Below are 26,385 nucleotides of genomic sequence, written 5' to 3' on the forward strand. Positions count from 1 at the left end.
GCGTGGGAGGCACTGACGATGGCGTGGCTGCTGGTGGTGGTGGCCGGGTTCCTGGAAACGGGCTTCGCGGTCTGCCTCAAGCTCTCGCACGGCTTCACGCGCCTGTGGCCGACGATCGCCTTCGCCTCCTTCGCCCTGGGCAGCTTCGGGCTCCTCACGCTGGCGCTGCGGAAGCTCGACGTGGGTCCGGCGTACGCGGTGTGGACGGGGATCGGCGCGGCGGGGACCGCGATCTACGGCATGGTCTTCCTGGGGGACGTGGTCTCCACGCTCAAGATCGTCTCGATCACCCTGGTGATCGTGGGCGTCATCGGGCTCCAGCTCTCCGGCTCCGCACGCTGACCCTCCGCCCTCCGCGCCCCCGCGGCCGTTCCGTACGGCACCGGGGGCGCGACGACGTGACTGAGGGCGATCCTGACGGCGAGTTCGCAGCCGGCCGCCCACCGCTCGTCCGCGCAGGCCACGACGGCCGCCACCAGCTCCCCCGGCGCGGGCGGCCCGGCGTCGGCGCGGCGCTGGGCGGGGACGGCCGCGGGCCGGGCGCCCGGTCTGGCCGGCCGGGGCGCCGGGAGCCGCGCGTCCCAGGCGCCGGTGAGCAGGGCCCGCAGGACCGGCCGGGCGGCGGCCCGGACCACGATCCACTCGGCGAGGGCGGCGAGGGTCCGGCCGGGCGGACCGGGGGCGGCGAGCAGCTTCCGGACGCCCTGGAGGTAGGTGTCGGCCTCCCTGCGCACGAGCGCGCGGGCGAGCCCGTCCTTGCTGCCGAACTCGTTGTAGAGGGTCTGCCGGGAGACCCGGGCGGCCGTGGCGAGGTCGGCCATCCGCACGGCGGACCACGGCCGGTGCGTGAGCGCGGCGAGCGCCGCGTCGAGCAGGGCCTCGCGGGCAGTCGGCATGGGCGCCTCCCGGGCCGTACGGTTCGGTGCGGGGCCCGGCACGCTCCGCGTCCGGACCCGTACACAGCGTCGACAGGCGTGCGCGCCCTGTCAAGGAGCCGGGGGTCCGTGGACGGTTCCGCCGGCCGCGATCACCCGGGGATAGAGTGCCGACCATGGCCGATTACCACGATGACCTGCGCCTCGCCCACGTCCTCGCCGACGCCGCCGACGCGGCCACCACGGACCGCTTCCAGGCGCTCGACCTCAAGGTCGAGACGAAGCCGGACATGACCCCGGTGAGCGAGGCCGACAAGGCGGCGGAGGAGCTGATCCGCGGTCAGCTCCAGCGCGCCAGGCCGCGCGACGCGATCCTGGGCGAGGAGTACGGCGTGGAGGGCTCGGGCCCGCGCCGCTGGGTGATCGACCCGATCGACGGGACGAAGAACTACGTGCGCGGGGTGCCGGTCTGGGCGACCCTGATCGCGCTGATGGAGGCCGGGGAGACCGGGTTCCAGCCGGTGGTGGGCGTGGTGTCGGCCCCGGCGCTCGGCCGCCGCTGGTGGGCGGCGAAGGGCCTGGGGGCGTACACGGGCCGCAGCCTGGCCTCGGCGACCCGGATCGGGGTCTCGAAGGTCGCCTCCCTGGCGGACGCCTCGTTCGCGTACTCCTCGCTGAGCGGCTGGGAGGAGCGGGGCCGGCTCGACGGCTTCCTGGACCTCACGCGCGCGTGCTGGCGGACGCGGGCGTACGGCGACTTCTGGCCGTACATGATGGTCGCGGAGGGCTCCGTGGACATCTGCGCGGAGCCGGAGCTGTCGCTGTGGGACATGGCGGCGGTGTCGATCGTGGTCCAGGAGGCCGGCGGCACGTACACGGGCCTGGACGGGCGGCACGGGCCGCACAGCGGGAACGCGGCGGCCTCCAACGGACTGCTCCACGGCGAGCTGCTCGCGTACCTGAACCAGCGGGCGCCCGAGGAGGGCTGACCGCCCCTCAGGAAGGGCCCGGCGCTTCCGGACGCCCCCGGCGCTCCCGGGAAGCACCTCGCGCGCCCCCTTGTCGGCCTCCTCCCCCGGTGCCACTCTGAGACTCCCCCACTTGTGAACTTGTGAAAAAGTTCTCGAACCGGAGGTGGTCCCTTCCATGCTCGTCCGCGACGCCATGAGTCCCGTGACCCTCACCATCGGCCCGGCCCACACCCTCCGCCAGGCGGCGCGCCTGATGTCGGCGCGCCGCGTCGGCGCCGCCGTCGTCCAGGACGGGGATTCCGGCGGCATCGGCATCCTCACCGAGCGCGACATCCTCGACGCCGTCGGCGCCGACCGGAACCCCGACCACGAGACCGCCGACGCCCACACCACCCGGGACGTCGTCTTCGCCGCGCCCACCTGGACGCTCGCGGAGGCGGCCGAGGCCATGACCCGCGGCGGCTTCCGCCACCTGGTCGTCCTCGACGACCACGGGCCGGTCGGGATCGTCTCCGTGCGCGACATCGTGCGCTGCTGGATCCCGGTGCACAGCGCCGGCGCCGCCGCCTGAGCACGTGCGAGGGGGCCGGCCCCTTCCCGTACGGATACGGGTGGGGCCGGCCCTCTTCCCCTCGGCGGGCCGCCGTCAGCCGCGCAGGGCCTGGACCGCGGTCTCCAGCCGCTTGCCGAAGTCTCCGTCCGCGCCACTCTCCGTCCGCGCTGCGGAAGTCGTCGTCCTCGGCGCGGAGCGGGGCGGCGTGGTCGCCGAGGCCGCCCGCGACGGTGGAGAAGCGCAGGAAGGTCTCGGTCCCCTTGCCGACCTCGGAGAGGAACGCGGCGCGCGTCCACCGCGAGACGTCCCGGGTCGCGGTGAAGGTGCCGTAGGCGCCCGCCCCGCGCGCGTGGACCACGCTCCCCCACTGTCTTGAAGGCGTGGGGGGACCCCCGCCGGGACGCGCTCGCGGTTGAAGTGGGCGAGCTTCTCCAGGAGGAGCCGGTCCCGGACGAGGACCGGTCCGCCGACGCCCGCGGTCTCGCCGTTCCGGTTGTCGGCGACCGGAGCCCCGGCCTCCGTGGTGAGCGGTCCCCGCGTCACATGCGCCTCCTGCGTCATACCTGTGTCCTGTCTCCGGCCCACCCCTCATGGACCGCGCCAGTGCCGAGCTCGATCCCGCATTGGACAAAGTCCAAATCAATCTCATATCCAAAGTCACACTCGTTCGCGATCTTGTCACCGACTGTTAGGCTGGCCCTCATGAGCGACCTGTTGGAACGACTGCGCGGACATGGCTGGCGCATGACCGCGCAGCGGCGCGTCGTGGCCGAAGTCCTCGACGGGGACCACGTCCACCTGACCGCCGACGAGGTCCACGCGCGTGCCGTGACGCGGCTGCCGGAGATCTCGCGCGCGACCGTCTACAACACGCTGGGCGAGATGGTCACCCTCGGCGAGGTCATCGAGGTGGCCACCGACGGGCGCGCCAAGCGGTACGACCCGAACGCCCACCGCCCGCACCAGCACCTGGTCTGCGGCCGGTGCGGCGCGATCCGCGACGTGCACCCGGGCGGCGACCCGCTGGCGGACCTGCCGGACAGCGAGCGCTTCGGCTTCACGATCTCCGAGGTCGAGGTCACGTACCGGGGCGTCTGCCCGAGCTGCGCCACGACGGCCTGAGACGGACGGAGAAGGCCCCCGCCCCGAGCCCCCGCTCCGGCGGGGGCCTTCTCTCGTGTGTCGATACGACGAAGGCCCGGATCCGAGTGCATCGGATCCGGGCCTTCGTTTGCTACTGAGTAGCGGGGACAGGATTTGAACCTGCGACCTCTGGGTTATGAGCCCAGCGAGCTACCGAGCTGCTCCACCCCGCGTCGGTGAACCCAACCTTACGGGTCCTCCGTCACCAGCGCAAATCCGTTAACGTCCGCCACCTCCGGCCCGGCCGTCACGCCGCGAGCCGGCCGTCACGCCGTGAGCTCCTGGTGCAGCGCCTCGCTCAGCCGCGCGGCCCGCTCGGCGACCTCCGCCGGACCCAGCTCCACCGCGCGGGCGCACCAGCGGCGCCCCTCGGTGAGCTCGCCCCGGCGCGCCGCGAGCAGCGCGAGCCGGAGCGCGGCGCGGCCGTGGCCGGCCCGGGCGGCCCGGGTCCACCAGAGGGAGGCCTCGCGCTCGCTGCCCTCGCGGGCGAGGAGCAGGCCCAGGTTGAAGGCGCCGTTGCGGCTGCCCGCCTCGGCGGCCTCGCGGTACCAGCGGTCGGCCTCCGCCAGGTCGCCGCGCGCGGCGGCGAGCATCCCGACCCGCACCTGGGCGCGCCGGTGGCCCTGCCGGGCGGCCCGCTCGTACCACTCCTCGCACTCGCTCTTCTCCTCGCGGGAGGCGCCGAGCACGGCGGGGCCGGGCTCGGGGCGGCGCGCGTCGAGCACCGAGGCGAGCCGGAAGGCGGCCTCGGCGCTGCCGCCGCCCGCCGCGCACCGCAGGTGCCGCTCGGCGGTCAGCTCGTCGCCGTCGCGCAGGGCGGCGATGCCGACCTGGAGGGCGGCCTCCGTGTGCCCGGCGGCGGCGGCCCGCTCGTACCAGACGAGGGCCGTGCGGTCGTCGTCGCGGCCCGCGTGCAGGATGCCCAGGTTGAAGGCGGCGTCCACGCTGCCGGCCTCGGCGGCCTTGGAGAACCACGGCTCGGCGCCGTTCGCGTCGCCGGCCTGGAGGAGCAGTACGGCCAGCGCGTTGGCGGCCTCGCGGTGGCCCGCGTAGGCGGCCCGCCGGTACCACTGCTCGGCCTGCGGGATGCGGTCCTGGGCGGCGCAGAGCAGCCCGAGGTTGTAGGCGCCGTTGACGTCGCCGGCGTCCGTGGCGGCCCGGTACCAGCGCTCGGCGGTCTGCTGCTCGCCCCGGGCCGCGTGCAGGGCTCCCAGGGCGTTGGCGGCGTTGCCGTCGCCGTCCTGGGCGGCCCGCAGCCACCACACGGCGGCGCTCTCCTCGTCGCCCGCGTCGCGGAGCAGGAAGCCGAGCGCGCAGGCGGCCCTGGCCTCGCCCTCCTTGGCGGAGCTGAGGTACCAGCGGCCGGCCTCCTTCAGCTCGCCGCGCTGCTCCAGGAGGGCGCCGAGGTGGAGCGCGGCCCGCCGGTGGCCGCGCGCGGCGGCCTGCCGGAACCACTGCTCGGCCTCGGCGAGTTCGCCCACGGGCTCGGCGGCCGGACCGTCCGGCGCGGCGCCGGGGGTCGCCCCCGCGGCGCTCCTGGCGGCGCCGGGGACCGGGAGCCGGGTGCCGGTGGCGTGCGGGCCGCGGGGCGTCTCGGTGGCGCGCCGCTCCAGGGCCATGGCGAGCCGGTAGGCGGCCTCGCGGTGCCCCTGCTCGGCGGCGGCGCGCAGCCAGCGCTCGGCGCCGACGTCGCCCCGGTGCTCCAGGAGGTCGGCGAGGGCGTACGCGCCGAGGGCGTGGCCCTGCTCGGCGGCCTGGCGCAGCCAGTACTCGGCGGCGGGCTCGTCGCCGCGCTCGCGGTGGTGGCGGCCGAGCGCGTGGGCGGCGGGGGCGGAGCCGGCGACGGCGGCGACCCGCCACCAGCCGGCGGCCTCGTCGGCGTAGCCGCGCTGGTGCAGCAGGACGCCCAGGTTGTTGGCGGCGGCCCGGTCCCCCTCGGCGGTGGCGGCGCGCAGGTAGGGTTCGGCGCCGTCGAGGTCGCCGCGGCGCAGCAGCATGGCACCGAGGGCGCTCATCGAGGCGAGGTCGCCGTGCTCGGCGGCACGGCGGTGCCGGGCCTCGGTCTCGGTCTCGTTCTCGGCGTCGGCATCGGCCACGGCGGTGGTGCCGAGGACCGGGTCGGCGGCCCCCGCCGCCTCGATGATCTCGTCCGCGGCATTCCTCGCATGCCGCTGCACAAACCGCCCTGTCTCCAACAGAGTTGCCCTGTCCCCCATAAATACCATCGTCGCACCACCCGCCACCCGAGCACACCTGTAAACCGCAGCCAGTGAGGTCACTCAGCGTTTTGTCGACATGCCCACAGAGAGACAAGTCAAACACGACTCACGCCAACTCGCCCCTTCCCTACCGCTCTTCGGTACCCCCTGGCACGCCGACACACGACGAGGGCCCGGATCCTTATGGATCCGGGCCCTCGTTTGCCACAGAGTAGCGGGGACAGGATTTGAACCTGCGACCTCTGGGTTATGAGCCCAGCGAGCTACCGAGCTGCTCCACCCCGCGTCGGTGACGTAACAGTATCACGACGCGGAGGTGGAAAACCTCAGGTCAGCCCCCTGCTCCCGGGGACTTGAGCTTCGCCCCGGCGTCGGCGGCCTTCTGGAGGGCCGCCTGCAGGTCCTCCTGCGCCTTGCCGTACGCGGTCCAGTCGCCCTTCTGCAGGGCGGCCTCGCCCGCGTCGTACGCCTTCTGGGCGTCGGCGATCGCCTGCTTCAGGGCGGCGTCGTTCGACACCGGCGGCGTGGTGCCCGGCTGGTCCGGGTTCGGCTGCTCCGGCGTCGGCTGCGTCGGCGCCTCCACCCCGAAGACCGCGTTGAGCGCCTGGGTGAGGTTGTCCTCGAACACCGTGGTGTCCTTGGTCGTGTCACCCGCGGGCTGGTCCGCGTCCACGTACGAGACCGCGACCTTCTTCAGGAGCGGGTAGAGCGCGTTCCGCCCCTGGGCGTACACCGGCTCCACGTACAGGAACCCGCCGTCGAGCGGCACGGTCAGCAGGTTGCCGTACTGGATGTCGGAGTCGGCGCCCCTCATGTCCCGGACGAACTGGGCCACGGACGGCAGACCGTTCAGCTTGCTCTGCACCTGGGCCGGGCCCGGCACGTCCTGGGTGACCCGCAGCAGTCTCAGCCGGCCGTACTCCTTGCTGGTGGCGTCGGCGTCGACCGCCATGAAGCCGCCCAGGTTGGGCCGCCCGTTCGGCGTGAACGTCGTCGTCAGCGAGAAGCGCTGCGCCGTGTCCCCGGGCATCTTCATGCTCAGGTAGTACGGCGGGACCGCGTTGCCCTCCTTGTTGGTCGGGTCGTCCGGCACCTGCCAGGCGTCCGAGCCGCTGTAGAACTGCGCCGGGTTGGTGACGTGGTAGCGGGTCAGCAGCTCGCGCTGGACCTTGAACATGTCCTGCGGGTAGCGCAGGTGCTCCAGGAGGTCGCCCTTGATCTCGGACTTCGGCTCGACCGTGTCCGGGAAGGCCTTCATCCAGGTCTTGAGGACCGGGTCCTCGGCGTCCCACTGGTAGAGCTTCACCGTGCCGTCGTAGGCGTCGACGGTGGCCTTCACCGAGTTGCGGATGTAGTTGACCTGGTTCTGCTGGGCGACGACCGTGCGCTGCTGGTTGCCGACGGTCAGCGAGTCGGCCGTGGTGTCGCCGAGCGTGGTGCGCGAGGCGTACGGGTAGCCGTTGGTCGTCGTGTACGCGTCGACGATCCACTGGATCCGGCCGCCGACGACCGCCGGGTAGGCGTCGCCGTCGATGGTCAGCCAGGGCGCGACCGCCTCGACGCGCTGCTTGGGCGTGCGGTTGTAGAGGATCCGCGAGCCGTCGCCGATGGCCCCCGAGTAGAGGATCTGCGGCTCGCTGAAGGCCACCGCGTACGCGGCGCGGTTGAAGGTGCTGGAGAGGCTGACGCCGCTCTTCTCCTTGTAGCTGGTGGTCTTCTCGCCGTTCTCCTCGTAGTCCAGCTCCCGCTGGGGGCCGCCCACGATCGAGTACTGGTCGGTCTTCTCGCCGTAGTAGATCCGCTGCTCGTACGTCGGGAGCTGACCGGTGGTCGGCAGTCCGGCCTCGGTGAAGACCGGGGAGCCGTTGGCGTCCGTCTGCGTGCCCGCGGCCATGATCGCGCCGTAGCCGTGGGTGTAGGTGAAGTGGTCGTTGATCCAGTTCCGCTTCGGGATGCCCCGGATGTTGAGCTCGCGGAGACCGATGACGGTGTCCTTGCCCTGGTAGCGGTCCACGTCCAGGGTGGTCGGGAACTGGTAGTACTTCCGCTTCTGCTCCAGCTGCTGGAACGTGGGCGAGACGATGTTCGGGTCGAGGAGCCGGTAACTGGCCGCCGTGTTGGCGTCCGTCCGCAGCCTGTCCTTGTCCTTGACCGTCGACTTGCCCGAGTAGTTCTCGGGCTTCGTCCCGTCGATCGCGTACGCCTTGCGGGTCGCGTCGATGTTCTTCTGGATGTACGGCGCTTCCTTGGCCTGCTCGTTCGGCTGGACCTGGAACTTCTGCACGATGGCCGGGTACAGGCCGCCGATCAGGACCGCGGAGAGCACCATCAGGCCGAAGCCGATCACCGGGAGCTGCCAGGTGCGGCGCCAGAGCGTCGCGAAGAACAGCACGGCGCAGATCGCGGCGATGCAGAAGAGGATGGTCTTCGCCGGCAGGTAGGCGTTGGCGTCGACGTACCGCAGGCCCGTCCAGTTGCCGGTGGCCTTGAAGTCGCTCGACTTCACGGCCAGGCCGTACCGGTCGAGCCAGTACGCCACGGCCTTCAGCGACACGAAGACGCCGAGCAGCACCGAGAGGTGGCCCGTGGCCGCGGCGGTGGCGCGGGCGCCCGGGCTGGTGATCCGCAGCCCGCCGTACAGGTAGTGCGTGAGCGCGGCGGCGATCAGCGACAGGACGGCGGCGGCGAAGCCGAACGCGAGGAGGAAGCGGTACCAGGGCAGGTCGAAGGCGTAGAACGACACGTCGAGCCCGAACTGCGGGTCCTTCTGGCCGAACTTCACGCCGTTGACCCACATCAGCCAGGTGCGCCACTGGCCGGAGGCGGAGGCGCCGGCGATCAGGGCCACCAGGACCGTGACCGCGAGCAGCACCCACTTCTTGAAGGGGGCGAGGCCCATCCGGTACCGGTCGAGGCTCTGCTGCTCCAGCGACATCGCGCTGAGCGGCGGCCGCAGCCGGTACGCCAGCCAGATGTTGAGGCCGACGGCGAGCCCCATCAGGAGGCCGAAGACCGCGAAGAGGCCGATCTTGGTCCACAGGGTGGTGGTGAACACGGACGAGTAGTGGACCGAGCGGTACCAGAGCCAGTCCGTCCAGAACCCGGCGAACATCACGAACGCCATGGCCAGGACGGCCAGCACCCCGAGTGTCATGAGCAGGGTACGGGCCCGCCGGGACGGCCGGCCGACTCTCATCCTTGGCCCTGACGGGCCTCCGCCGCGGTCCGGCATCTGGAAAGCCAACGTACGCCCCTCGGTGTTGATGCGTCTCGGTGTCGATGCGTGTCGATGCTGCTGGTGGGTCCGACAGCAGGCCCCGCGATCGTAGGGCCCACTGATGCAACTTACCGAGGCTTTACCTAGTTCCCGGCTTCGGGGGAAGAGGAGGCAGGATATTGGTCATGTCCAACGTTTCCCCCTCCGGCCCGGCGATGGCCGCGAGCCCCCTCACCCGCGCGGTGCTCGAGATCGACGAGTACGCGTCGGGCCTCGGCTGGGACCAGCCCGCCCGCCTGTTCGCCCTGGTCGACACCGCTCGGCTGCGCGCCCGGGAACCCAAGCTCGCCTCCCAGCTCGGCCTGGGCGACGACGCCGCCTCCTACACCCCGATCGAGCAGGACAAGCTGCCGCGCGGGAAACCGCTCGACGAGTTCCTCGGCACGGTCGCCTGGCCCGACACCGTCGCCGGCTGCGCCATGACGGTGGAGCGGCTCATGCTGCCCCCGTCGGCGGAGGCCCAGGTGCCGCAGGGGCTGAGCGAGAAGCAGCTCGCCAAGTGGGTGGCCGGGCACCCCGACCGCCAGGAGGTCCGGATGACCGTGGCGGTGCTGCGGGGCGGGGCCCGCGAGGCGGCGATCCGGCTGCGCGAGAAGGACTCGCCGACCGAGGTCCTGACCGGCCCGGACCTGGTGCCGGGGCTCGCCGAGGCGCTCGCGGCCACCTTCGAGGGCTGAAGGCCCCTACGTACGCAGAAGAGGAGGGCGCCCTTGCCGGGGCGCCCTCCTCCCTTCTTCCGCGTGCTCTCAGTCCTTCGCGCAGTGCGGCAGGGACGCCGTGTCGCCCTTGCGGAGCTTCTCCAGGGACTTGGTGGCGTCGTCGATGGTGTCCACCTTGACGAGGGTGAGCCCGTCGGGGGTGTCCGAGGCGGCCGCGGCGCAGTTGTCGGCCGGGGTGAGGAAGTACTCGGCGCCCGCGTTGCGCGCGCCGACCAGCTTCATCTCGATGCCGCCGATCGGGCCGACCTCGCCCTTGTCGTCGATGGTGCCGGTGCCGGCGACGAACCGGCCGCCCGTGAGACTGTCCGGGGTGAGCTTGTCGACGATGCCGAGCGCGAACATCAGTCCGGCGCTGGGACCGCCGACGTCGGCCAGCTTGATGTCGATCGTGAACGGGAAGACGTGGTCGGTGCCGGCCTGGATGCCGACGACGGCCCGGTCGCCCTCCTCGGAGGTGGTGGTCGTGATGACCACCTTCCGCGTGGCGGTCGGCTCCTTGCCGGCCTTCTCGGCGGCGGCCGCCTCCTTGGCGGGGACGATCGTGAACTCGACCTTCTGACCGGGCTTCCGCTTCGTCACCTGGGCGGCGACGCCGCTCTGCTCGGTGATCGGCACGCCGTCGACGGCCTTGATGACGTCCCCGGCGTGCAGCTTGCCCTCGGCCGGGGCGCCCTTGACCACCGTGCCGACGACGACCCGGGAGACCACCGGGACGCCCAGCTCCCCGAGCGCCGCCACCTTGGCGCTCTCCTGGGACTGGGTGAACTCCTCGGCGTTCTCCTGGCTCGACTGCTCCTCGGTCTTGCCGTCCGGGTAGAGCGTGTCGTGCGGCACCACCACGTTGTCGTGGGCGAGCCAGCCGTAGACGGCCTCGACGGCATTCATCCGGTAGTCCGCGCTGGTGACGCGGACCGTCGTCATGTTGAGGTGGCCGTCGGTCGGGTAGGTCTTGCGCCCGGAGATCTGGAGGACGGGCTCCCCCCTGGCCTCACCGAGGGTGTTGACCGTCGGTCCGGGACTCATCTCCGCGTACGGCACCGGGATCAGAACGCCGGCGATGAGCAGGCAGATCAGGACCAGGGTGGAGGCGAGCATCGTCGCGGTGCGGCGTGGCATGGAACGACAGTACGGGACTCGCCTGTGGGCGCACCCCCGGGGCGGGTCCGTACGAGGCGGCCCGCGTCAGCCGGAGGAGGACGGGGTGACGGCGGTGGCCGCCGCGGCCGGTTCGCGCTCCTGGTGGACGGATTCGGCGAGCGTGGGGTGGGCGCGTTCCATCGCGTCCCGGAAACGGGCGTAGCCGGCGAGTTCGGCCACGTCGCCTATCGTCTTGTTCCTCGAAGCCCAGCTTCCCCATATCGCCGCGCCGACGACTGCGAAAAGCGGAATCAGCAACCAGGCCAGCGCTGCCATTCCGACCTCCCATCCCCAGTGAGTTGATCAGCAGACTGTTTCATCCCTGCCGTCAACGCTCGCGCGCGGGGGTCGGTTACGCAAATCGGGCGTTCGGCTACGCCGTGTCGGCGCGTCGCCTTGCCTCCCGGTCCTCCCTAGCAGGCACCCACCCATTCCTCGGTCCCGTCCGAGAAGGTCTGGTGCTTCCAAATGGGTACTTCGTGCTTGAGGTCGTCGATCAGCCTGCGGCAGGCCTCGAAGGCCTCCGCGCGGTGGGGGCAGGAGACGGCCACGACGACCGCGATGTCGCCGACCTTCAGGTCGCCCACGCGGTGGACGGCGGCCAGGGCGCGGACCGGGTGGTTCGCGACGACCTTCTCGGCGACGCGGCGCAGCTCCGCCCCGGCGGTGGGGTGGCAGGAGTAGCCGAGCGCGTCGACGTCCGCGCCGCCGTCGTGGTTGCGCACGGTGCCGACGAAGAGGGTCGTGCCGCCGGAGGCGTCGTCCCCGACCGCCCGGAAGACCTCGTCGACGGAGAGCGGGGTCTCCCGGATCGCGAGGAGCTTGATGGGGTCGGCCGCGGCCCGCTCGCCGGGGTGGTCAGACGTCAGTGCCATGAGCCCATCGTGCCGTACGCCGCCGACAACCCGGAATAGCGGTTTCGACCGGCGCTCCGGACCCTCCGTAGGAGGGTCCTACAGTCGGCCGGAAGGCCGCCTTCCGGATGGGGCCGACCCGCCGGAGGGCCGCCTCCCGGGCCGGGTCAGATCCCGCGCCGCTTCCGCATCTGCCGGACGAGCGCCGCCGTGCCGAGCAGCGCCACCGTCGCGCCGGCCGCGCCGGCCGCCGTCGCGTCCTTGCGGCCCAGGCGGCGCCCGGCGACCGTGTGACGGCCCTCGACCTCCTCCAGGAGCGCGGCGAGGACCTCCTCGTTCGTCCACTTCGGCCGCCAGCCGGCGTCGTGCAGGCGCCCGACGCTCACCACCCAGGGGTGCATGGTGTACGCGAGGTCGCCCGCCGGGGACGGGGTGAGGCCGATCCGGTGGAGGCGGGCCGCCGTGCCGAGGGCGACGGCGGAGGGCAGCTCCATGCGCCGGATCCCGGAGAGCTCCTCGACCTCCTCCTGCTCCAGCCAGCCCTCGCAGCCGACCGCGAACTCCCCGTCGACCTTCCCCAGGGCCGCGTACTCCAGGGCGCTCACCAGGTCCTCGACGTGGCAGAACTGCCAGGTGGGCCGGGAGCCGGCGACGACGAGCAGCCGGGGCGACTCGAAGTAGCGGGTCAGCGCCGTGTCCGTGCCGCCGACGAGGACGGCCGGGCGGACCACGGTGACGTGGAGGCCGGGGTGCGCGCGGGGCGCCCGGCGGCCCAGGCGCTCGATCTCCAGCAGGTCGCCGACGCCGGTGGCCTCCGCCGTGGCCTTCAGCTCGGCGTCCTCGGAGAGCGGGACGTCGTTGTCGGGCAGGGCGCCGTAGACCATCGCGGAGGTGCAGAGCACCACCCGGTGGACGCCGGCGGCCGCGGCGGCGGTCAGGACGGTCTGCGTGCCGCGCACGTTGTAGGCCGTCCGGGCCGCAGGGTCGGTCTCCAGGTCGAGGTCGACGGCGAGGTGCACGACGACGTCGGCGCCGCGCAGCTTCTCGGCGATGGCCGGGTCGCGCACGTCGAGGACGTGCCACTGCGCCTCGGGGACCTCGCCGCGGCGCTCGTCGATGGCGACGACCCGCTTGACCTCCTCGGAGGCGGCGAGGCGCCTGGTCAGCAGGTCGCCGACGCCGGAAGCGGCGCCGGTGACCGCGACGACGGGGCCACGCGCGGTGGACCGGGTCGAGTGGTTTCGCGCTCCGCGAACCTGTGGATCTGGGGAACTCACCGGGCGTCTCCAGCGGTTGTCTTCAGTACGTACGCCGCACGACGTACGGACCAGGTGGCGTCCATCCTGCCGCAGGGCACGCCCCGGCGGAGCACCGAGCCCGTTTCCGGCCCGGATGTCTACGCTGGTGGTGTGCGGAGCCTGTCGCGGGCAGGCTCTGGTCGGGCAGTCGCCGTCGGCAGGAGGCCGGCGGCCCTACGAGCCGAGGAAACCTGTGAGTGACACCCCATTCGGATTCGGCCTTCCGCCGGAGGAGCCGGAGGACGGCGACGAGGGCAAGAAGAAGGACCCCGCCGGAGGTGGCCAGGGGTCCGGTGGCCAGGGCGGCAACCCGTTCGGGGCGAACCCGTTCGGTTTCGGCGCACTGCCGGGCATGGGCGGGCCGGGCGGTCCCGGCGGCGCGGACAATCCGTTCGCGGCGATGTTCGGCTCGCTGAACCCCAACGACCTGGGCGCGGCCTTCCAGCAGCTCGGGCAGATGCTGAGCTACGAGGGCGGTCCCGTCAACTGGGACATGGCCAAGCAGATCGCGCGCCAGGTGGTCGCCCAGGGCACGCCCGACGGCACCAAGGACACCAGCGTGGGCCCGGCCGAGAAGTCCGCGGTCCAGGAGGCGCTGCGCCTGGCCGACCTGTGGCTGGACCAGGCGACCTCGCTGCCCTCGGGCGCGAACGTCGCCGTGGCGTGGAGCCGCGCGGAGTGGGTCGAGGCGACGCTGCCGGCGTGGCAGCAGCTCGTGGACCCGGTCGCCGAGCGGGTCGGCACGGCGATGGGCGACGTCCTGCCGGAGGAGATGCAGGCCATGGCGGGCCCGCTGATCGGCATGATGCGCTCCATGGGCGGCGCCATGTTCGGCCAGCAGATCGGGCAGGCCGTGGGCGCGCTCGCCGGTGAGGTCGTCGGCTCGACCGACGTCGGCCTGCCGCTGGGCCCGGCCGGGCGCGCCGCGCTGCTGCCGCTGAACATCGAGGCCTTCGGCAAGGACCTGGGCGTGCCCTCGGACGAGGTGCGGCTCTACCTGGCCCTGCGCGAGGCGGCCCACCAGCGCCTCTTCGCGCACGTGCCGTGGCTGCGGGCGCACCTGTTCGGCGCGGTCGAGGGGTACGCGCGCGGGATCAAGGTCGACACCTCGAAGCTGGAGGAGGCGGTGGGCCAGCTCGACCCGACGCACCCCGAGCAGCTTCAGGAGGCGCTCCAGCAGGGCATGTTCCAGCCGGAGGACACCCCGGAGCAGAAGGCGGCCCTGGCCCGTCTGGAGACGGCGCTCGCGCTGGTCGAGGGCTGGGTGGACGCGGTGGTCCACGAGGCCGCCAAGACCCGTCTGACCTCGGCGGACGCGCTGCGCGAGACGCTGCGCCGGCGCCGGGCGTCGGGCGGTCCCGCCGAGCAGACCTTCGCGACCCTGATCGGTCTGGAGCTGCGTCCGCGGCGGCTGCGGGACGCGGCGCGCCTGTGGGCCTCGCTCACCGATGCGCGCGGGGTCGACGGCCGGGACGGCCTGTGGGAGCACCCGGACATGCTGCCGACGGCGACCGACCTGGACGACCCGGACGGCTTCGTGCACCGCGAGCACCTCGACTTCTCCGAGCTGGACAAGATGCTCGGCGAGGCCGCGAAGGGCGACGCCCCGAAGAGTGACTCCCCGGAGGGTGACTCCCCGAAGGGTGACTCCCCGGAGGACGACGGCCGGGACGGGACCGGCGGCGGGGACGGCAAGGAGTGACCCTGCACGACGACGCGGTCCTCGTACTGAAGGAGTACGGGGGCCAGGAAGAGCTGCGGCAGGTCTATCTGGACCACCTGGACGCGCACCCGGACGGCATGTACAAGCCCTGCTCGGCCGGGCACCTGACGTCCAGCGCGCTGGTGGTCGACCCCGCGCGGGGCAGGGTGCTGCTGACCCTGCACAAGAAGCTGGGCATGTGGCTGCAGATGGGCGGCCACTGCGAACCGGGCGACGCGACGGTCGAGGCCGCCGCGCTGCGGGAGGCGACGGAGGAGTCCGGGATCCCGGGGCTCGTCCTGCTGCCGGGCGGCCCGGTGCGGCTCGACCGGCATCCGATCCCGGCGCCCTGCCACTGGCACCTGGACGTGCAGTACGCGGCCCTGGCGCCGGCGGAGGCGGTGGAGCGGATCAGCGAGGAGTCGCTCGACCTGCGCTGGTTCGCTTACGAGGACGTGGCGGGCGTGGCGGACACCTCGGTGGTCCGCCTCCTGGAGGGCACGCTGGCGCGGCTGTGAGGACGCGGGAAGGGGGCGGGCGCCCGACCGGCGCCCGCCCCCTTCTCCGTACCCCCTCCGTGCCCCCGGCTAGTTCCAGGCGTTGTTCTGGTTCTGGCCGTGGGCCCCGTGCTGTCCGGCGCCGTACTGGGCGGCGATGCCCTGGCCGATGGCCGCGTGCTGCGGGGGCATGACCTCGCTGGGCTGGACGAGGGCGAAGCCCTGCCCGAGGAAGCTGAGCTCCCAGCCCTCGCCGGTGTCGCCGCGCCGGCGGCGGATGCTGGAGTTGTGCGTCTGTGCCTGCATCTGGACCCGCAGACCGGTGGACCAGGCGACGATCGCGTCCGCGTCGACGCTGACGTACTTGTCGGGCGTGACCTGCATCATCAGCGGCTGCCCCGAGGTCATCAGGGCGACCTTGCCGCGGCCGGAGATGTTGAGCTGGTACTTGCCGGAGCCGGAGATGCCGTACTGGCTGTCGACGGCGATGACCTCGGTGTGGAGGGTCGAGTCGAGCGCCAGGACGTAGGCGCTGTCGACGGTGAGGCCCTCCTGCTCGACCTCCACGACGTGGACGTACTGGGCGAGGTTGGCGAAGTAGACCGTGCCCTGCCCGGAGCAGCGCATCAGGTCGAGGCCCTCACCGGTGCGGGCGCGGGCCCGGCGCTGGTTCGCGGTCTGGTACTCGCCGTCGAAGTCGATGAGCCCCTGGTAGGCGACCATGGCGCCCTTGCGGGCGAGGACGTCGTCCTGCCCGGTCAGGCTGACCCGCAGGAGCTGCGGGTTCTGGATGACGTACCGCTCCTGGCTCTGCTGTTCGGCGTGGTTGAAAAGCGGGCTCTGCATGGTGTGTTCTCGCTCCCCCTCAGCCCCGGACCCGCAGGCGGTCGGTGCTGTCCTCGCTCGGCTGTACGACGACGATGCCCTGGCCCGAGAAGGCCATCTGGTAGGCCTCGCCGCTGCCCCGTCCGATGAGGGAGGAGGCCTTGAAGCTGCGCTTGCCCTTGACCTTGAGCGCGGGCGACCAGGCGACGAGCGCGTCGGGGTCGACGTACGTCTCGTCCTCGCCGCGGCCGCAGTCGACGACGATCGGGGTGCCGCGCGAGGTGAGCGCGACCCAGCCGGTGCCGGCGATCGTCACGTTGAACAGGCCCTGGCCGGCGAACTTGGCGAGGCCCTTGACCCGCTCGACGCCCCACTGGAGGTGCGCGTCGAAGGCGAGGAGGTTGGTGCCGTTGACCGACAGGGAGTCGTTGTTCAGGTTGATCACGACGACGTCGGCGCCGTAGTCCGCGAGGTAGAGCAGTCCGTCGCCGGAGCACTTCATGATCGGCGCGCCTTCACCGGTGACCCACTGCTGGGCGTACTGGCGGACGGCGGGCGGGTTGGGCTCGTAGGTGATGAAGCCCTCGTAGGCGACCATCGAGCCCGACCGGGCGTAGAGGTCCTGGCCGCTCGCCATGGCGACCTTGAGCATGGCGCTGCCGTGGTTCTCCATCCGGGCCGCGACGGGGGTCGGGGCGTAGCCCGCGAGTTGCTGGTTCATGACTTCGGGCTCCCTCAGACCTCGTAGGGCTGGACGACGATGAAGTTGCCGGGGGCGCCCCGGAACTGCAGGTTCACGGTCTCTCCGCTGTGGCCCGGGTAGGCGTTGCGGCGCAGGCGCACCTGGCTGGAGAGGACGACCTGGGAGGCCGACGACCAGGCGACGACGGCGTTGCAGTCGGCGAAGGTCGTGGGCGTGACGGGGAGGACCACGGGGATGCCGCGGGTCTTCACGACGACCGTGCCGCTGCCCTGGAACTGCATGGCGAACAGGGCGCCGCCGGGGATGCCGTGGCCCTCGATGCGGCGGACCTCGTACTGGAGGGTCTCGTCGAACGCGAGGACGTTCTCGGCGGAGACGCAGATGCCGTCGCCCTGGAGCTCGATCGGGTGCAACTGTGCGCCCTCCTCGGCGAGGAAGACCTGGCCGCGGCCGGTGCAGCGCATGAGCTGCATCTCCTGGCCGGTGGCGTTGCCGACGATCCGGCCGGCGAAGCCCGCGCCCTTGTAGCCGAAGTCGACCTTGCCCTGGTACATGACCATGGAGCCCTGCCGGGCCAGGACGGGCGTGCCGCCCATGCCGAGGTCGACCCGCATGAGCTGCTGGTTCTGCGGGGTCCAGCGGGAGCCGGTGGCGGTCTCCTTGTACGGCGCGAGCGCGGCGGCGAGGCCCGCGCCGGCGGCGGGGACGCCCTGGGGCACGCCCGCGTGCTGCTGCCCGTACGCGGGCGGCTGCTGGCCGTACGGGGGCGGGGTCTGCCCGTAGGGGGGCTGCTGGCCGTACGGCTGCTGGTGGCCGTGGGGCGGGGTCTGCGGCGGCTGGCCGTGACCGGGGTACTGGCCCGGGGGCTGCCCGGGGACCTGGCCGTACGGGGGCGGCGTCTGCCCGTACGGGGCGGGGGCCGGAGCGGGCGGGGGCACGGGAGCCGGGGCCAGGGGCGCGACCATCGTGGGCGCCGTGTGGACCGGCGGCGCCGGCGGGGCGGGCGCGGGGGCCGGGGCGGGCGGGGCCGCCGGGGCGCCGAACGCGGGCGCGGGGGCCGGTGCCGGGGCGCCGAAGGCCGGGGGCGCCGTCGCCTGGGGCGGCGGGGCGAAGCCCGGGGCGGCCTGCTGCTGCGGGGCGGCGGGCTCCTCCTCGGCGACCTCGCCGCCGAAGTTCCGCAGGAGCGCCTCCAGGCCTCCGTCGAAGCCCTGGCCGACGGCGGCGAACCGCCAGACGTCCTTGAGGTAGAAGTCGCCGAGCATCACCGCGCGCTCGGTGGAGAACTCCGCTCCGGTGAACGCGTACCGGGCGACCTCCTCGCCGCCCGCCACGATCCGCAGGTGGCCGGGGCCGATCTGGGACATCTGGCCGGCGCCGTCGACCGTGGCGGTGAAGGACAGCTTGTGGATGTGCGCGGGGACGCGGTCCAGGGTGACGCGGAAGGACTCGGTGTCGCCGGCCTGGGCGCCGAGGAGCTGGACGGACTCCTCGGGCGACTTCGGCTGGTTGAAGAAGACGAAGTAACGGTCGTCCGAGAGCCTCTCGTCGGCGTCGAGACCGAAGCAGCTGATGTCGAAAGTCAGTCCGGGCGCCGCGATCTGCACGCCCACGTACAGATCGGTCCCCGCGGTCAGATCACTGATCTTGGCCTTGTGGCCGCGTTGGAATTCCCTGGCCATGCGTAACGACCGTCCCCCATCCCGAATGGCGAATGCTCGCGCCAGGCTAACCGCTGTGTGCGACATTGAGACAGGCCAGGCGGTTTTCGGTACGGAATCGGGAAATCCGCGTACCGCCGTGCGGGGGCGCCGTCACTCCTCGCGAGCGTCCGGGCCGTCCGGGTGATCCGGGTGATCCTGGTCGTCCGGGCCGTCCTGGCGGCCCGGAAGGTTCGGGAGGCGCTCGGCGGCGGCCACCCCCTCCAGGTAGCCCCGGGCCCGCTCGGTGCGGGGGTAGACCTCCAGGAGCCGCCAGAACCGGGGACCGTGGCCGGGGACGAGCAGATGGGCCAGCTCGTGCAGGAGGACGTAGTCGACGACGTACTCGGGCATGCCCTGGAGCCGGTGGGAGAGGCGGATGCTGCCCTCGGAGGGGGTGCAGGAGCCCCAGCGGGTGTTCTGGTTGGTCACCCAGCGGACCGAGCCGGGGCGGGCCCGGCCGTCGAAGTACTGGTCGGACAGGCGGCGCGCCCGCTCGGTGAGCTCGCGGTCGCCGAGGACGCTCCGGCTCTCCTTGGCGGCGAGCTTGTCCAGCATGACGCCGACCCAGCGCCGCTCCTCCGCCTCCGACATGCGGGCGGGGATGAGCACGATGGTCCGGTCGCCCTCGCGGTAGGCCGAGACGGTCCTGCTCCGCCGCGCGCTCCTGCGGACCTCGACCGCGCTCGTCCCCGTGTCGCGGGGCGGCTTGCTGGTCACGCTGCGTCGTGGATCGGCGGGCACGGCCCCGACGTTACCCGCCGCCGGGGCGGTTTCGGGAACGGTCCGGCCGCACCGCGCCCCATTTGAATGACTAATCCCCGGGCCTGTGGACAACTTTCGGCAGCGGCCGGAGCGACGGGGCATTCTCACTCACGGACGACGGAAAAACCGTTGTCGATCATGAATGCGGATCATGGTGTGCGGATCACGGTGTGCGGATCACCGATCACTGGTCGGCGATCACGGCGTGCGGACGGACGGGGGCGGGAAATGCATCCGATGGTGAAACCGGCGCTGCGGCGGGCCTGGCGGAGTCTGCGGTGCGTCCAGTTCGGGGTCGCCCCGGCCCACGCCGTGGTGCTCGATCCGGTCGGTCCGGAGACGGAGGCGGTGCTCGGGCTGCTCGACGGGACGCGCGGGGTCGAGCTGCTGCGGGCCGAGGCGCGGGCGCTCGGCCTGCCGGACGGACGCCTGGAGGCGCTCCTCGGCCGCCTGGAGTCGGCCGGTCTCCTCACGGACGCCGCGACGGGACGGCCCGGAAGGGCGGGGCCGGCCGCCGGGGCGGCGGGCGCGGCCCTCGATCCGCTCCGGGCCGACCTGGCCTCCCTGTCCGTGGTCCATCCCGCGCCGGAGGGGGCGGCGGGGGTCCTGGCGGCCCGCCGGGCCCTGCGCGTCCAGGTCCGGGGCGCGGGGCGGGTGGGGGCGACGGTGGCGGCCCTGCTCGCCGCGGCGGGCGTGGGCCGGGTCGAGGTGCTGGACTCGGGCCGGGTCGAGCCCTGGGAGACGGCGCCGGGCGGCCTGCCGGACGAGGCCGTCGGCGAGCGCCGGGCGACGGCCGCCCGACGCCTGGTCGGCCACTGGTCACGGGGCGGGCAGCGCGGGACCCGGCGCTCCGGGGGCGGCAGCGGGCCGGGAGCGGGCGGTCGCGGGCCAGGCGGAGGCGGCACCGGACCTGGCGGGGGCGGCAGCGGACCGGGCGGAGGCGGCACCGGAACGGGCGGCACGGGCGGCGGGCCGCGCGGAGGAAGCGGCGGCGCGGGTGAAGGGAGCGGCGGGGCCGGGCTTTCACTCGTGGTGGTGACGCCCCGGGACGGCCTCGGCGCGTACGTCCCCGATCCGCTCCCGGCCGAGCGGTGGATCTCCACCGGCACCCCCCACCTGTACGCAGGGGTCGTCGAGGCCACGGGGACGGTCGGCCCGCTCGTGCTGCCGGGCGGCACGGCCTGCGCCCGCTGCCTCCAGGAGGAGCGGACGGACCGGGAGCCGGTCCGGCCCCGGCTGCTCGCCCAGTGGCGCTCCGGCGCCCCGCACCCGCTGCCGGCCTGCGACCTGGCGCTGGCCACCGCGGTGGCGGGCCTGGCCGCCGCGCACGCCCTCGCCTTCCTGGACGGGGACCTGCCGGCGAGCACGGGCACCCGCTGGGAGGCGTCCCTGCCGTTCCTGGAGTGGCGGGCGGAGCGGCTGAGACCCCATCCGGCCTGCCCCTGCGGGGCGGCACCCCGGGGGAAGGGGGAGCGCGCCTCGGCAGCGGAGGACGCGCACGACACAATGGCGGGGAAACGGCCCGCGCGGCACGACAGTCTGGGTTTTGGAGGGGCGCATGTCTGATCTTCCCCGGAAGGCGGTCACCCGGACCGCCAAGCTGGCCGCGTTGCCCCTGGGCTTCGCGGGCCGGGCCACCTGGGGCCTGGGCAAGCGGATCGGCGGCAGGTCCGCGGAGATCGTCGCCCGCGAGCTCCAGCAGCGCACGGCCGACCAACTCTTCAAAGTATTGGGCGAGTTGAAGGGCGGTGCCATGAAGTTCGGGCAGGCCCTCTCCGTCTTCGAGTCGGCCCTGCCGGAGGAGGTCGCCGGGCCCTACCGGGCGGCCCTGACGAAGCTTCAGGACGCGGCGCCGCCGATGCCGACCCGGACGGTGCACACGGTCCTGGAGGAGCGTCTCGGCGCCGACTGGCGGGAGCTGTTCCTGGAGTTCGAGGACAAGCCGGCGGCCGCGGCCTCGATCGGGCAGGTGCACCGGGCCGTGTGGTACGACGGGCGCGAGGTCGCGGTCAAGGTGCAGTACCCGGGCGCCGGGGAGGCGCTGCTCTCGGACCTGACGCAGTTGAGCCGCTTCGCCCGGCTGCTCGGCCCGCTGGTCCCGGGCATGGACATCAAGCCGCTGATCACCGAGATGCGGGACCGGGTCTCCGAGGAGCTGGACTACGGCCTGGAGGCGACGGCCCAGCGGAAGCACGCGGAGGAGTTCGCGGACGACCCCGACGTGGTGGTCCCGGCGGTGGTGCACCAGTCGGAACAGGTCCTGGTGACCGAGTGGATGGAGGGTCTTCCGCTCGCGGAGGTGATCGCGGACGGCACCCGGGAGCAGCGGGACCGGGCGGGCCAGCTCCTCGCCCGCTTCCTCTTCTCCGGCCCGGCGCGCACCGGCCTGCTGCACGCCGATCCGCACCCGGGGAACTTCCGGCTGCTGCCCGGGTCCGGGGAGGACGAGGGGCCGGAGGGCTGGCGGCTCGGCGTCCTTGACTTCGGCACCGTGGACCGGCTGCCGGGCGGGCTGCCCGAGACGATCGGCACCTGTCTGCGGATGACGCTCGCCGGCGACGCCGAGGCGGTCTACGACCTGCTGCGCGCGGAGGGCTTCGTCAAGGAGACCGTCTCGCTCGACCCGGACGCGGTCCTGGAGTACCTGCTGCCGATCATCGAACCGGCCGAGGCGGAGTCCTTCCTCTTCACCCGCTCCTGGATGCGCGCCCAGGCTGCCCGCATCGCCGATCCCCGCTCCCCCGCGCACCAGTTGGGCAAGCAGTTGAACCTGCCGCCCTCGTACCTGCTGATACACCGGGTGACGCTGAGCACCATCGGCGTGCTGTGCCAGCTGAACGCGGCGGTCCGCCTGCGCGACGAACTGGACGCGTGGCTCCCGGGCTTCGCGCAGCCGGAAGCCGACTAGGGCCTGTCCGGCGGATCAGGGTCGGGTAGGCCGCGGCGTCTGGTGCATGGGGTCTCCCCAGGCCCTCAAGGGCCTAGGGGAAGCATCGCAAGGCGCCGGAGCGGCTCGATAGCGGAGCTATCGGGACGTTTCGGCAACGCGGCGAGGTACCGTGCCAGGCGTCGCGGCCCCGGCCATGATCCGCCGGACAGGCCCTAGGGGGTGTCCGGCGGAGGCGTCACCACCAGGAGGAGTCGAGCCTGCCCTCGATGGCGCGGAGGTTGTCCCGGGAGCAGTCCTCGCAGAAGTACACCCGGCGACCGTCCTCGACCGAGAAGGTCCAGGTCAGCGGCAGGGTGTCGGCGGTCCTGCCACAGCGCGCACAGGTGAGGGGCTCCTCGGGGGCACCGGCGTCGTTCACCCTCGCGACGATAGCCCGGCGGGACGTCCGCGGTCCCGCGCAACGCACCGCGGGGGCCGGTCCTGACGGACCGACCCCCGCGACGGCGCCCCGGAGGGCGCGGGTTCTCAGTGCATGACGGCCATGGCGAGCGCGCGGCGGGCGCGCAGCGAGACGCGCTCGGCGCGGCGCTGCATGCGCCGGGCGGCGACCAGGCGCACGGCCTGGCGTTCCGCGTCGGCCTCACGCTGTCGGTCGTGCATATGGGCACGAGCCAGGGCTTCGGGGATGAGTTGCATTTCACGGGTCCTGTTCTGACGCGCCACGGGAGCGGCGGCGGGGGAGAAGACTGAGGTCGCGGAGCCGGCGGGCTCGCTGGGGGAAGAGGTCATCGGGGCCTGCTTCTGGGGATCGTGCGTGTGGGGGCGGTCGATGGTTCCGGTGGCGTTCATGCCGCGACCGGGTTCTTGCGCGGGCGACCACGCGGCCGCTTGCGGGCGACGACCACGCCCTGGACGAAGAGCTCACCGCCCCAGACGCCCCACGGCTCGCGCCGCTCCTTGGCGCCGGCGAGGCAGGCGGCCATGAGCGGGCAGGTGCGGCAGAGGGACTTCGCGTACTCCACGTCCGCCGGGGACTCCGCGAAGAAGACCTCGGGGTCGTAGGAGCGGCAGGGGACGGGGACGCCGAGGTTCTCGATGGCGTCGTCGAGCGCGGTGAGCGCGGTGAGGGGGGTCAAAGCGGGGTCCTCCGTGAGGCCGGGCTGGGGGATCGATTCGGAAGGCGGTACGGACGGGGCGTGCGCTTCGAGTTGCACGGTGTTCTTTCCTCGTCTGGTCGTTCCGGCCTGTTGGCCGGGGTTTCGGCTGGTACCGGGTGTTTCTGTCCCGAGGCCCCTTCTCCCGCCCGCCTCCTCTCGGAGACGAACCGTCCCCGTTCGGGGACAAACAGAAGGGCCGCGGATCCCGGGTGGGGTTCCGCGGCCCTGAAGGCGCCTGCCTGATCCTGGATCAGGCTGGATCACTCCAGGGTTCGAGCCCACGGAAGGCCCACATCGTGTGGTGCATCGTCTGCTGCTGGGTGCCGGCACCGGTCGCCGCAAAGGCATAGGCCTTGGCCTTGCCCGCTGCTCCTGCTTCCAGTGCCTTGGTCGGTCGCTCATTGCGCAGGGCCACGGAGGGCCGCAGCTCCACGGCGACGGACGTGCCGAGGCCGGAGAGACCGGTGGTAGGCAGACCGGTGCCGATGAACGCCGAAGCCGAGAGGCCGAGCGTGCAGGCGGAGACGACCGAGCGATCGGTCATTTTGGCGGTGCTGACGAAGCTGACGGTGCTGGTCTGAATCGTGTAGCTGATCACTGGAATCGCCTCCTCTCGGCGTCTCGGAGGGCTCGGGTGCGAGCCGGACCCTCATGTTTATTTGGACAAGTACAGCACGAAGACAGGGCTTCGAAGAAGCCGCCGTTTCCGTGGTTAAGAACCTATGGGGCTTGACGGGGCGGGCGCAAACTATTTTTCCGACGAGTTTTCCTCAGAGCTCGTCGACACCCGCCCCTCCCTCCTCACCTGCGCAGATGGCCAGGACGTCGGCTCCGAAGCGGTTCAGCTTGCGGGTGCCGACGCCGGCGATCGAGGCGAGCTCTCCGCCGGTGCCGGGGACCCGCTCGGCGATCGCCATGAGCGTCTTGTCGGTGAAGACGCAATAGGCGGGCTGGCCGAGCTCCCGCGCCCGCTCGGCGCGCCAGTCGCGCAGCCGCTCGTACAGCCCCTCGTCCATGTCCGAGGGGCAGTCCTCGCAGCGCATCAGCTTCATCGCGCCCGCCTCGGTGAGGGTCGCGCCGCAGACCCGGCAGAGGACGGGGCCGCGCGGCTTGCGCCGGACGGGGCCGCTCCCCCGCTCGACGGAGCCCGGACCGCCGCCGTAGCCGAGGGTCCCGAGGGAGCCGGAGCCGGGGCGCAGGCCCTTGAGGAAGCGGGTGGGGCGCCGGGAGGGCCGGCCGCCCGGGGAGCGGGAGAGGGCCCAGGAGAGCGTGAGGTGGACCCGGGCGCGGGTGACGCCCACGTACAGCAGGCGCCGCTCCTCCTCGACCTGCTCGTCGGTCTTGGCGTAGGTGATCGGCATCATGCCCTCGGTGAGGCCGACCAGGAAGACGGCGTCCCATTCGAGGCCCTTGGCCGCGTGCAGCGAGGCGAGGGTGACGCCCTGGACGGTCGGGGCGTGCTGGGCGGCGGCCCGCTCGTCGAGTTCGGCGACCAGGTCGGAGAGGGTGGCGCCGGGCCTGGCGCGGGTGAAGTCCTCGGCGAGCCGGACGAGGGCGGCGAGGGACTCCCAGCGGTCGCGGACGGCGCCGGAGCCGGCGGGCGGCTCGCCGGTCCAGCCCTTGGTGGAGAGGACCGCCCTGACCTGCGCGGGAAGGTCCTCGGCGTCGTCGAGGAGGGAGTCGTTGCCCCCGGCGCGGGCCGCGCCGCGCAGGGCGACGCCCGCCTCCCGCACCTCCTGGCGCTCGAAGAAGCGCTCGGCGCCGCGGAGCTGGTAGGGCACCCCGGCGTCGGCGAGGGCCTGCTCGTAGACCTCGGACTGGGCGTTGATCCGGTAGAGGACGGCGATCTCGCCGGCCGGGACGCCGGCGGCGATCAGGTCGCGGACGCGGCGGGCGGTGCCCTCGGCCTCGGCGGGCTCGTCCACGTACTCCGCGTACACCGGCTCGGGACCGGGGTCGCGCTGGGAGATCAGCTCCAGGCGGTGCTCGGCGGCCCGGCCGCGGGCCTGGGAGAGCAGTCCGTTGGCCAGGTGGACGACCTGGGGGGTGGAGCGGTAGTCGCGGATCAGCTTGACCACGGTGGCGCCGGGGTGCCGGGTGCGGAAGTTCAGCAGGTGGTCGGGGGTGGCGCCGGTGAAGGAGTAGATCGTCTGGCTGGCGTCGCCGACCACGCAGAGGTTGTCGCGGTCGCCGAGCCACAGGTCGAGCAGCCGCTGCTGGAGCGGGGAGACGTCCTGGTACTCGTCGACCACGAAGTGCTGGTACTGGCGGCGGACCTGGTCGGCGATGTCGTGCCGGTCCTGGAGGATGCCGACGGTGAGCAGCAGCACGTCCTCGAAGTCGATCACCGAGCGGTCGCGCTTGAGCTGCTCGTACGTGGCGTAGATCTGGCCGATCTCGGCCGGGTCGCGGGGGGCGTCCCTGAGGGCCTTGGCGACGACCGCCGGGTAGTCGGCGGGGACGGTCTGGGTGACCTTGGCCCACTCGATCTCGCCGGTGACGTCCCGCAGCTCGTTCCGGTCGAGCCGGAGCCGGCAGCGGGCCGCGGCCTCGGCGACGAGCTGGACCTTCCGCTCCAGGAGCCGGGGCAGCTCGCCACCGATCGCTTTCGGCCAGAAGAACTGGAGCTGGCGGAGGGCTGCGGAGTGGAAGGTGCGGGCCTGGACGCCGCCCGCGCCGAGCTGCCGGAGCCGGCCGCGCATCTCGCCCGCGGCGCGGTTGGTGAAGGTGACGGCGAGGACTCCGGCGGGCTGGAGCACGCCCGCCCGGACCCCGTACGCGATCCTGTGCGTGAGGGCCCGCGTCTTGCCCGTGCCGGCTCCCGCAAGGACGCACACCGGGCCGCTCAGGGCGAGCGCGACCTCGCGCTGCTCGGGGTCGAGCCCGTCGAGCACCGCGTCGGCCGTCTCCGGGACCCGGGGGAAGAGAGTGGAGTGCGTTGCTGCTGTCACCCCGCCATGCTGCCAGGTCCCGTGGGGTGGGTGCGGCGGGTTGTCCACAGGCGGGAGGCGCCGGTCATACGAATCCGGGGCGTGGAACCGGGCCCGGGACCGGTTCCGGGAATGGGACGGGCAGGGCGTACGTTCTCCTTCTCGGACCCGTC

25 protein-coding genes, 2 tRNA genes and 1 pseudogene are annotated in these 26,385 nt (G+C 73.0%); 9 read left to right on the forward strand and 19 right to left on the reverse strand.

Annotated elements, in window-relative coordinates; translation table 11 throughout:
* The first annotated feature begins 18 nt into the window (after nucleotides 1-18).
* The gene (locus ACIP5O_RS29300) at nucleotides 19-342 is read left to right on the forward strand and encodes a DMT family transporter (RefSeq protein ID WP_401298445.1); all 324 of its coding nucleotides are present in this window, start codon (nucleotides 19-21) and stop codon (nucleotides 340-342) included.
* On the opposite strand, the gene ACIP5O_RS29305 is transcribed toward ACIP5O_RS29300, so the two are convergent.
* Nucleotides 234-896: a TetR/AcrR family transcriptional regulator gene (locus ACIP5O_RS29305; RefSeq protein ID WP_401298448.1), complete on the reverse strand. Its 663-nt coding sequence runs from the start codon at nucleotides 894-896 to the stop codon at nucleotides 234-236. The two genes, ACIP5O_RS29300 and ACIP5O_RS29305, sit on opposite strands and share 109 nt — an antisense overlap.
* Nucleotides 897-1,051: 155 nt before the next feature.
* Between ACIP5O_RS29305 and hisN the strand changes: the two genes are divergently transcribed.
* Together hisN and ACIP5O_RS29315 are read left to right on the forward strand one after the other, a co-directional pair.
* Entirely contained in the window at nucleotides 1,052-1,864 is an 813-nt protein-coding gene (hisN, locus tag ACIP5O_RS29310; RefSeq protein ID WP_356542529.1) for a histidinol-phosphatase, read from the forward strand.
* Nucleotides 1,865-2,021: 157 nt separating this feature from the next.
* Complete coding sequence (locus tag ACIP5O_RS29315) at nucleotides 2,022-2,417, forward strand: CBS domain-containing protein (RefSeq protein ID WP_356542527.1); 396 nt, start codon at nucleotides 2,022-2,024, stop codon at nucleotides 2,415-2,417.
* A gap of 193 nt (nucleotides 2,418-2,610) precedes the next feature.
* Here ACIP5O_RS29315 and ACIP5O_RS29320 read toward each other — a convergent pair.
* Nucleotides 2,611-2,960, reverse strand: a pseudogene (locus tag ACIP5O_RS29320) (catalase); the annotation flags it as partial.
* 141 nt (nucleotides 2,961-3,101) lie between these two features.
* Between ACIP5O_RS29320 and ACIP5O_RS29325 the strand changes: the two are divergent.
* Entirely contained in the window at nucleotides 3,102-3,521 is a 420-nt protein-coding gene (locus ACIP5O_RS29325) for a Fur family transcriptional regulator (protein WP_401298451.1), read from the forward strand.
* 120 nt (nucleotides 3,522-3,641) lie between these two features.
* On the opposite strand, the gene ACIP5O_RS29330 is transcribed toward ACIP5O_RS29325, so the two are convergent.
* The 4 genes from ACIP5O_RS29330 to ACIP5O_RS29345 form a co-directional block, all read right to left on the reverse strand.
* Nucleotides 3,642-3,715, reverse strand: a tRNA-Met gene (locus ACIP5O_RS29330).
* Between the two features lie 93 nt (nucleotides 3,716-3,808).
* Nucleotides 3,809-5,767 (reverse strand): tetratricopeptide repeat protein, encoded by a 1,959-nt coding sequence (locus tag ACIP5O_RS29335; RefSeq protein ID WP_401298454.1) that lies wholly within the window; start codon nucleotides 5,765-5,767, stop codon nucleotides 3,809-3,811.
* Nucleotides 5,768-5,973: 206 nt separating this feature from the next.
* Nucleotides 5,974-6,047, reverse strand: a tRNA-Met gene (locus tag ACIP5O_RS29340).
* Nucleotides 6,048-6,092: 45 nt separating this feature from the next.
* The gene (locus tag ACIP5O_RS29345) at nucleotides 6,093-8,993 is read right to left on the reverse strand and encodes a UPF0182 family protein (RefSeq protein WP_401298457.1); all 2,901 of its coding nucleotides are present in this window, start codon (nucleotides 8,991-8,993) and stop codon (nucleotides 6,093-6,095) included.
* 170 nt (nucleotides 8,994-9,163) lie between these two features.
* On the opposite strand from ACIP5O_RS29345, the gene ACIP5O_RS29350 reads away from it, so the two are divergent.
* Complete coding sequence (locus tag ACIP5O_RS29350; RefSeq protein ID WP_401298459.1) at nucleotides 9,164-9,715, forward strand: PPA1309 family protein; 552 nt, start codon at nucleotides 9,164-9,166, stop codon at nucleotides 9,713-9,715.
* Between the two features lie 69 nt (nucleotides 9,716-9,784).
* Here ACIP5O_RS29350 and ACIP5O_RS29355 read toward each other — a convergent pair whose 3' ends face one another.
* The 4 genes from ACIP5O_RS29355 to ACIP5O_RS29370 all read right to left on the reverse strand — a co-directional run bounded on the left by ACIP5O_RS29355 (nucleotide 9,785) and on the right by ACIP5O_RS29370 (nucleotide 13,025).
* Entirely contained in the window at nucleotides 9,785-10,873 is a 1,089-nt protein-coding gene (locus tag ACIP5O_RS29355) for a PDZ domain-containing protein (RefSeq protein WP_401298462.1), read from the reverse strand.
* Between the two features lie 66 nt (nucleotides 10,874-10,939).
* Nucleotides 10,940-11,074, reverse strand: coding sequence for a hypothetical protein (locus ACIP5O_RS29360; RefSeq protein ID WP_401298742.1), 135 nt, complete (start codon nucleotides 11,072-11,074; stop codon nucleotides 10,940-10,942).
* 233 nt (nucleotides 11,075-11,307) lie between these two features.
* Complete coding sequence (locus ACIP5O_RS29365; protein ID WP_401298465.1) at nucleotides 11,308-11,769, reverse strand: molybdenum cofactor biosynthesis protein MoaE; 462 nt, start codon at nucleotides 11,767-11,769, stop codon at nucleotides 11,308-11,310.
* Between the two features lie 146 nt (nucleotides 11,770-11,915).
* Entirely contained in the window at nucleotides 11,916-13,025 is a 1,110-nt protein-coding gene (locus tag ACIP5O_RS29370) for an SDR family oxidoreductase (RefSeq protein WP_125658511.1), read from the reverse strand.
* Between the two features lie 214 nt (nucleotides 13,026-13,239).
* On the opposite strand from ACIP5O_RS29370, the gene ACIP5O_RS29375 reads away from it, so the two are divergent.
* Both ACIP5O_RS29375 and ACIP5O_RS29380 read left to right on the forward strand, forming a co-directional pair.
* On the forward strand, nucleotides 13,240-14,748 hold the full coding sequence (locus tag ACIP5O_RS29375) for a zinc-dependent metalloprotease (protein ID WP_401298468.1): 1,509 nt from the start codon (nucleotides 13,240-13,242) through the stop codon (nucleotides 14,746-14,748).
* Entirely contained in the window at nucleotides 14,745-15,266 is a 522-nt protein-coding gene (locus tag ACIP5O_RS29380; RefSeq protein WP_125658505.1) for an NUDIX hydrolase, read from the forward strand. Before ACIP5O_RS29375 ends, ACIP5O_RS29380 begins: the two co-directional genes overlap by 4 nt.
* A gap of 69 nt (nucleotides 15,267-15,335) precedes the next feature.
* Here ACIP5O_RS29380 and ACIP5O_RS29385 read toward each other — a convergent pair whose 3' ends face one another.
* The 4 genes from ACIP5O_RS29385 to ACIP5O_RS29400 all read right to left on the reverse strand — a co-directional run bounded on the left by ACIP5O_RS29385 (nucleotide 15,336) and on the right by ACIP5O_RS29400 (nucleotide 19,214).
* Entirely contained in the window at nucleotides 15,336-16,091 is a 756-nt protein-coding gene (locus ACIP5O_RS29385) for an AIM24 family protein (protein ID WP_401298471.1), read from the reverse strand.
* Nucleotides 16,092-16,110: 19 nt separating this feature from the next.
* Entirely contained in the window at nucleotides 16,111-16,791 is a 681-nt protein-coding gene (locus tag ACIP5O_RS29390) for an AIM24 family protein (protein WP_366371735.1), read from the reverse strand.
* 14 nt (nucleotides 16,792-16,805) lie between these two features.
* Nucleotides 16,806-18,452, reverse strand: a complete 1,647-nt coding sequence (locus tag ACIP5O_RS29395; RefSeq protein WP_401298475.1) for a TerD family protein — start codon at nucleotides 18,450-18,452, stop codon at nucleotides 16,806-16,808.
* 132 nt (nucleotides 18,453-18,584) lie between these two features.
* Nucleotides 18,585-19,214 carry a M48 family metallopeptidase gene (locus tag ACIP5O_RS29400; protein WP_401298478.1) on the reverse strand — a complete coding sequence of 210 codons (630 nt, stop codon included), beginning with the start codon at nucleotides 19,212-19,214 and terminating at the stop codon, nucleotides 18,585-18,587.
* 249 nt (nucleotides 19,215-19,463) lie between these two features.
* On the opposite strand from ACIP5O_RS29400, the gene ACIP5O_RS29405 reads away from it, so the two are divergent.
* Together ACIP5O_RS29405 and ACIP5O_RS29410 are read left to right on the forward strand one after the other, a co-directional pair.
* The gene (locus ACIP5O_RS29405) at nucleotides 19,464-20,801 is read left to right on the forward strand and encodes a TOMM precursor leader peptide-binding protein (RefSeq protein WP_401298480.1); all 1,338 of its coding nucleotides are present in this window, start codon (nucleotides 19,464-19,466) and stop codon (nucleotides 20,799-20,801) included.
* Nucleotides 20,794-22,143, forward strand: coding sequence for an ABC1 kinase family protein (locus ACIP5O_RS29410; protein WP_401298482.1), 1,350 nt, complete (start codon nucleotides 20,794-20,796; stop codon nucleotides 22,141-22,143). Before ACIP5O_RS29405 ends, ACIP5O_RS29410 begins: the two co-directional genes overlap by 8 nt.
* Nucleotides 22,144-22,360: 217 nt before the next feature.
* Here the strand turns inward: ACIP5O_RS29410 and ACIP5O_RS29415 are convergent, their stop codons facing one another.
* The 5 genes from ACIP5O_RS29415 to ACIP5O_RS29435 all read right to left on the reverse strand — a co-directional run bounded on the left by ACIP5O_RS29415 (nucleotide 22,361) and on the right by ACIP5O_RS29435 (nucleotide 26,233).
* Nucleotides 22,361-22,543: a hypothetical protein gene (locus tag ACIP5O_RS29415; RefSeq protein WP_125667765.1), complete on the reverse strand. Its 183-nt coding sequence runs from the start codon at nucleotides 22,541-22,543 to the stop codon at nucleotides 22,361-22,363.
* 107 nt (nucleotides 22,544-22,650) lie between these two features.
* The gene (locus tag ACIP5O_RS29420; protein ID WP_356542500.1) at nucleotides 22,651-22,974 is read right to left on the reverse strand and encodes a hypothetical protein; all 324 of its coding nucleotides are present in this window, start codon (nucleotides 22,972-22,974) and stop codon (nucleotides 22,651-22,653) included.
* Nucleotides 22,971-23,339: a WhiB family transcriptional regulator gene (locus tag ACIP5O_RS29425; protein ID WP_401298486.1), complete on the reverse strand. Its 369-nt coding sequence runs from the start codon at nucleotides 23,337-23,339 to the stop codon at nucleotides 22,971-22,973. The genes ACIP5O_RS29420 and ACIP5O_RS29425 overlap by 4 nt, the downstream gene beginning before the upstream one ends.
* Before the next feature lie 193 nt (nucleotides 23,340-23,532).
* A complete protein-coding gene (locus ACIP5O_RS29430; protein ID WP_401298489.1) occupies nucleotides 23,533-23,880 on the reverse strand; it encodes a hypothetical protein in 348 nt (115 codons plus the stop codon).
* Between the two features lie 172 nt (nucleotides 23,881-24,052).
* Complete coding sequence (locus ACIP5O_RS29435) at nucleotides 24,053-26,233, reverse strand: ATP-dependent DNA helicase UvrD2 (RefSeq protein WP_401298492.1); 2,181 nt, start codon at nucleotides 26,231-26,233, stop codon at nucleotides 24,053-24,055.
* Nucleotides 26,234-26,385: the final 152 nt, after the last annotated feature.

This window comes from Streptomyces sp. NPDC088915 (assembly GCF_044749825.1).
In the GTDB taxonomy this organism is placed as follows: Bacteria; Actinomycetota; Actinomycetes; order Streptomycetales; family Streptomycetaceae; genus Streptomyces.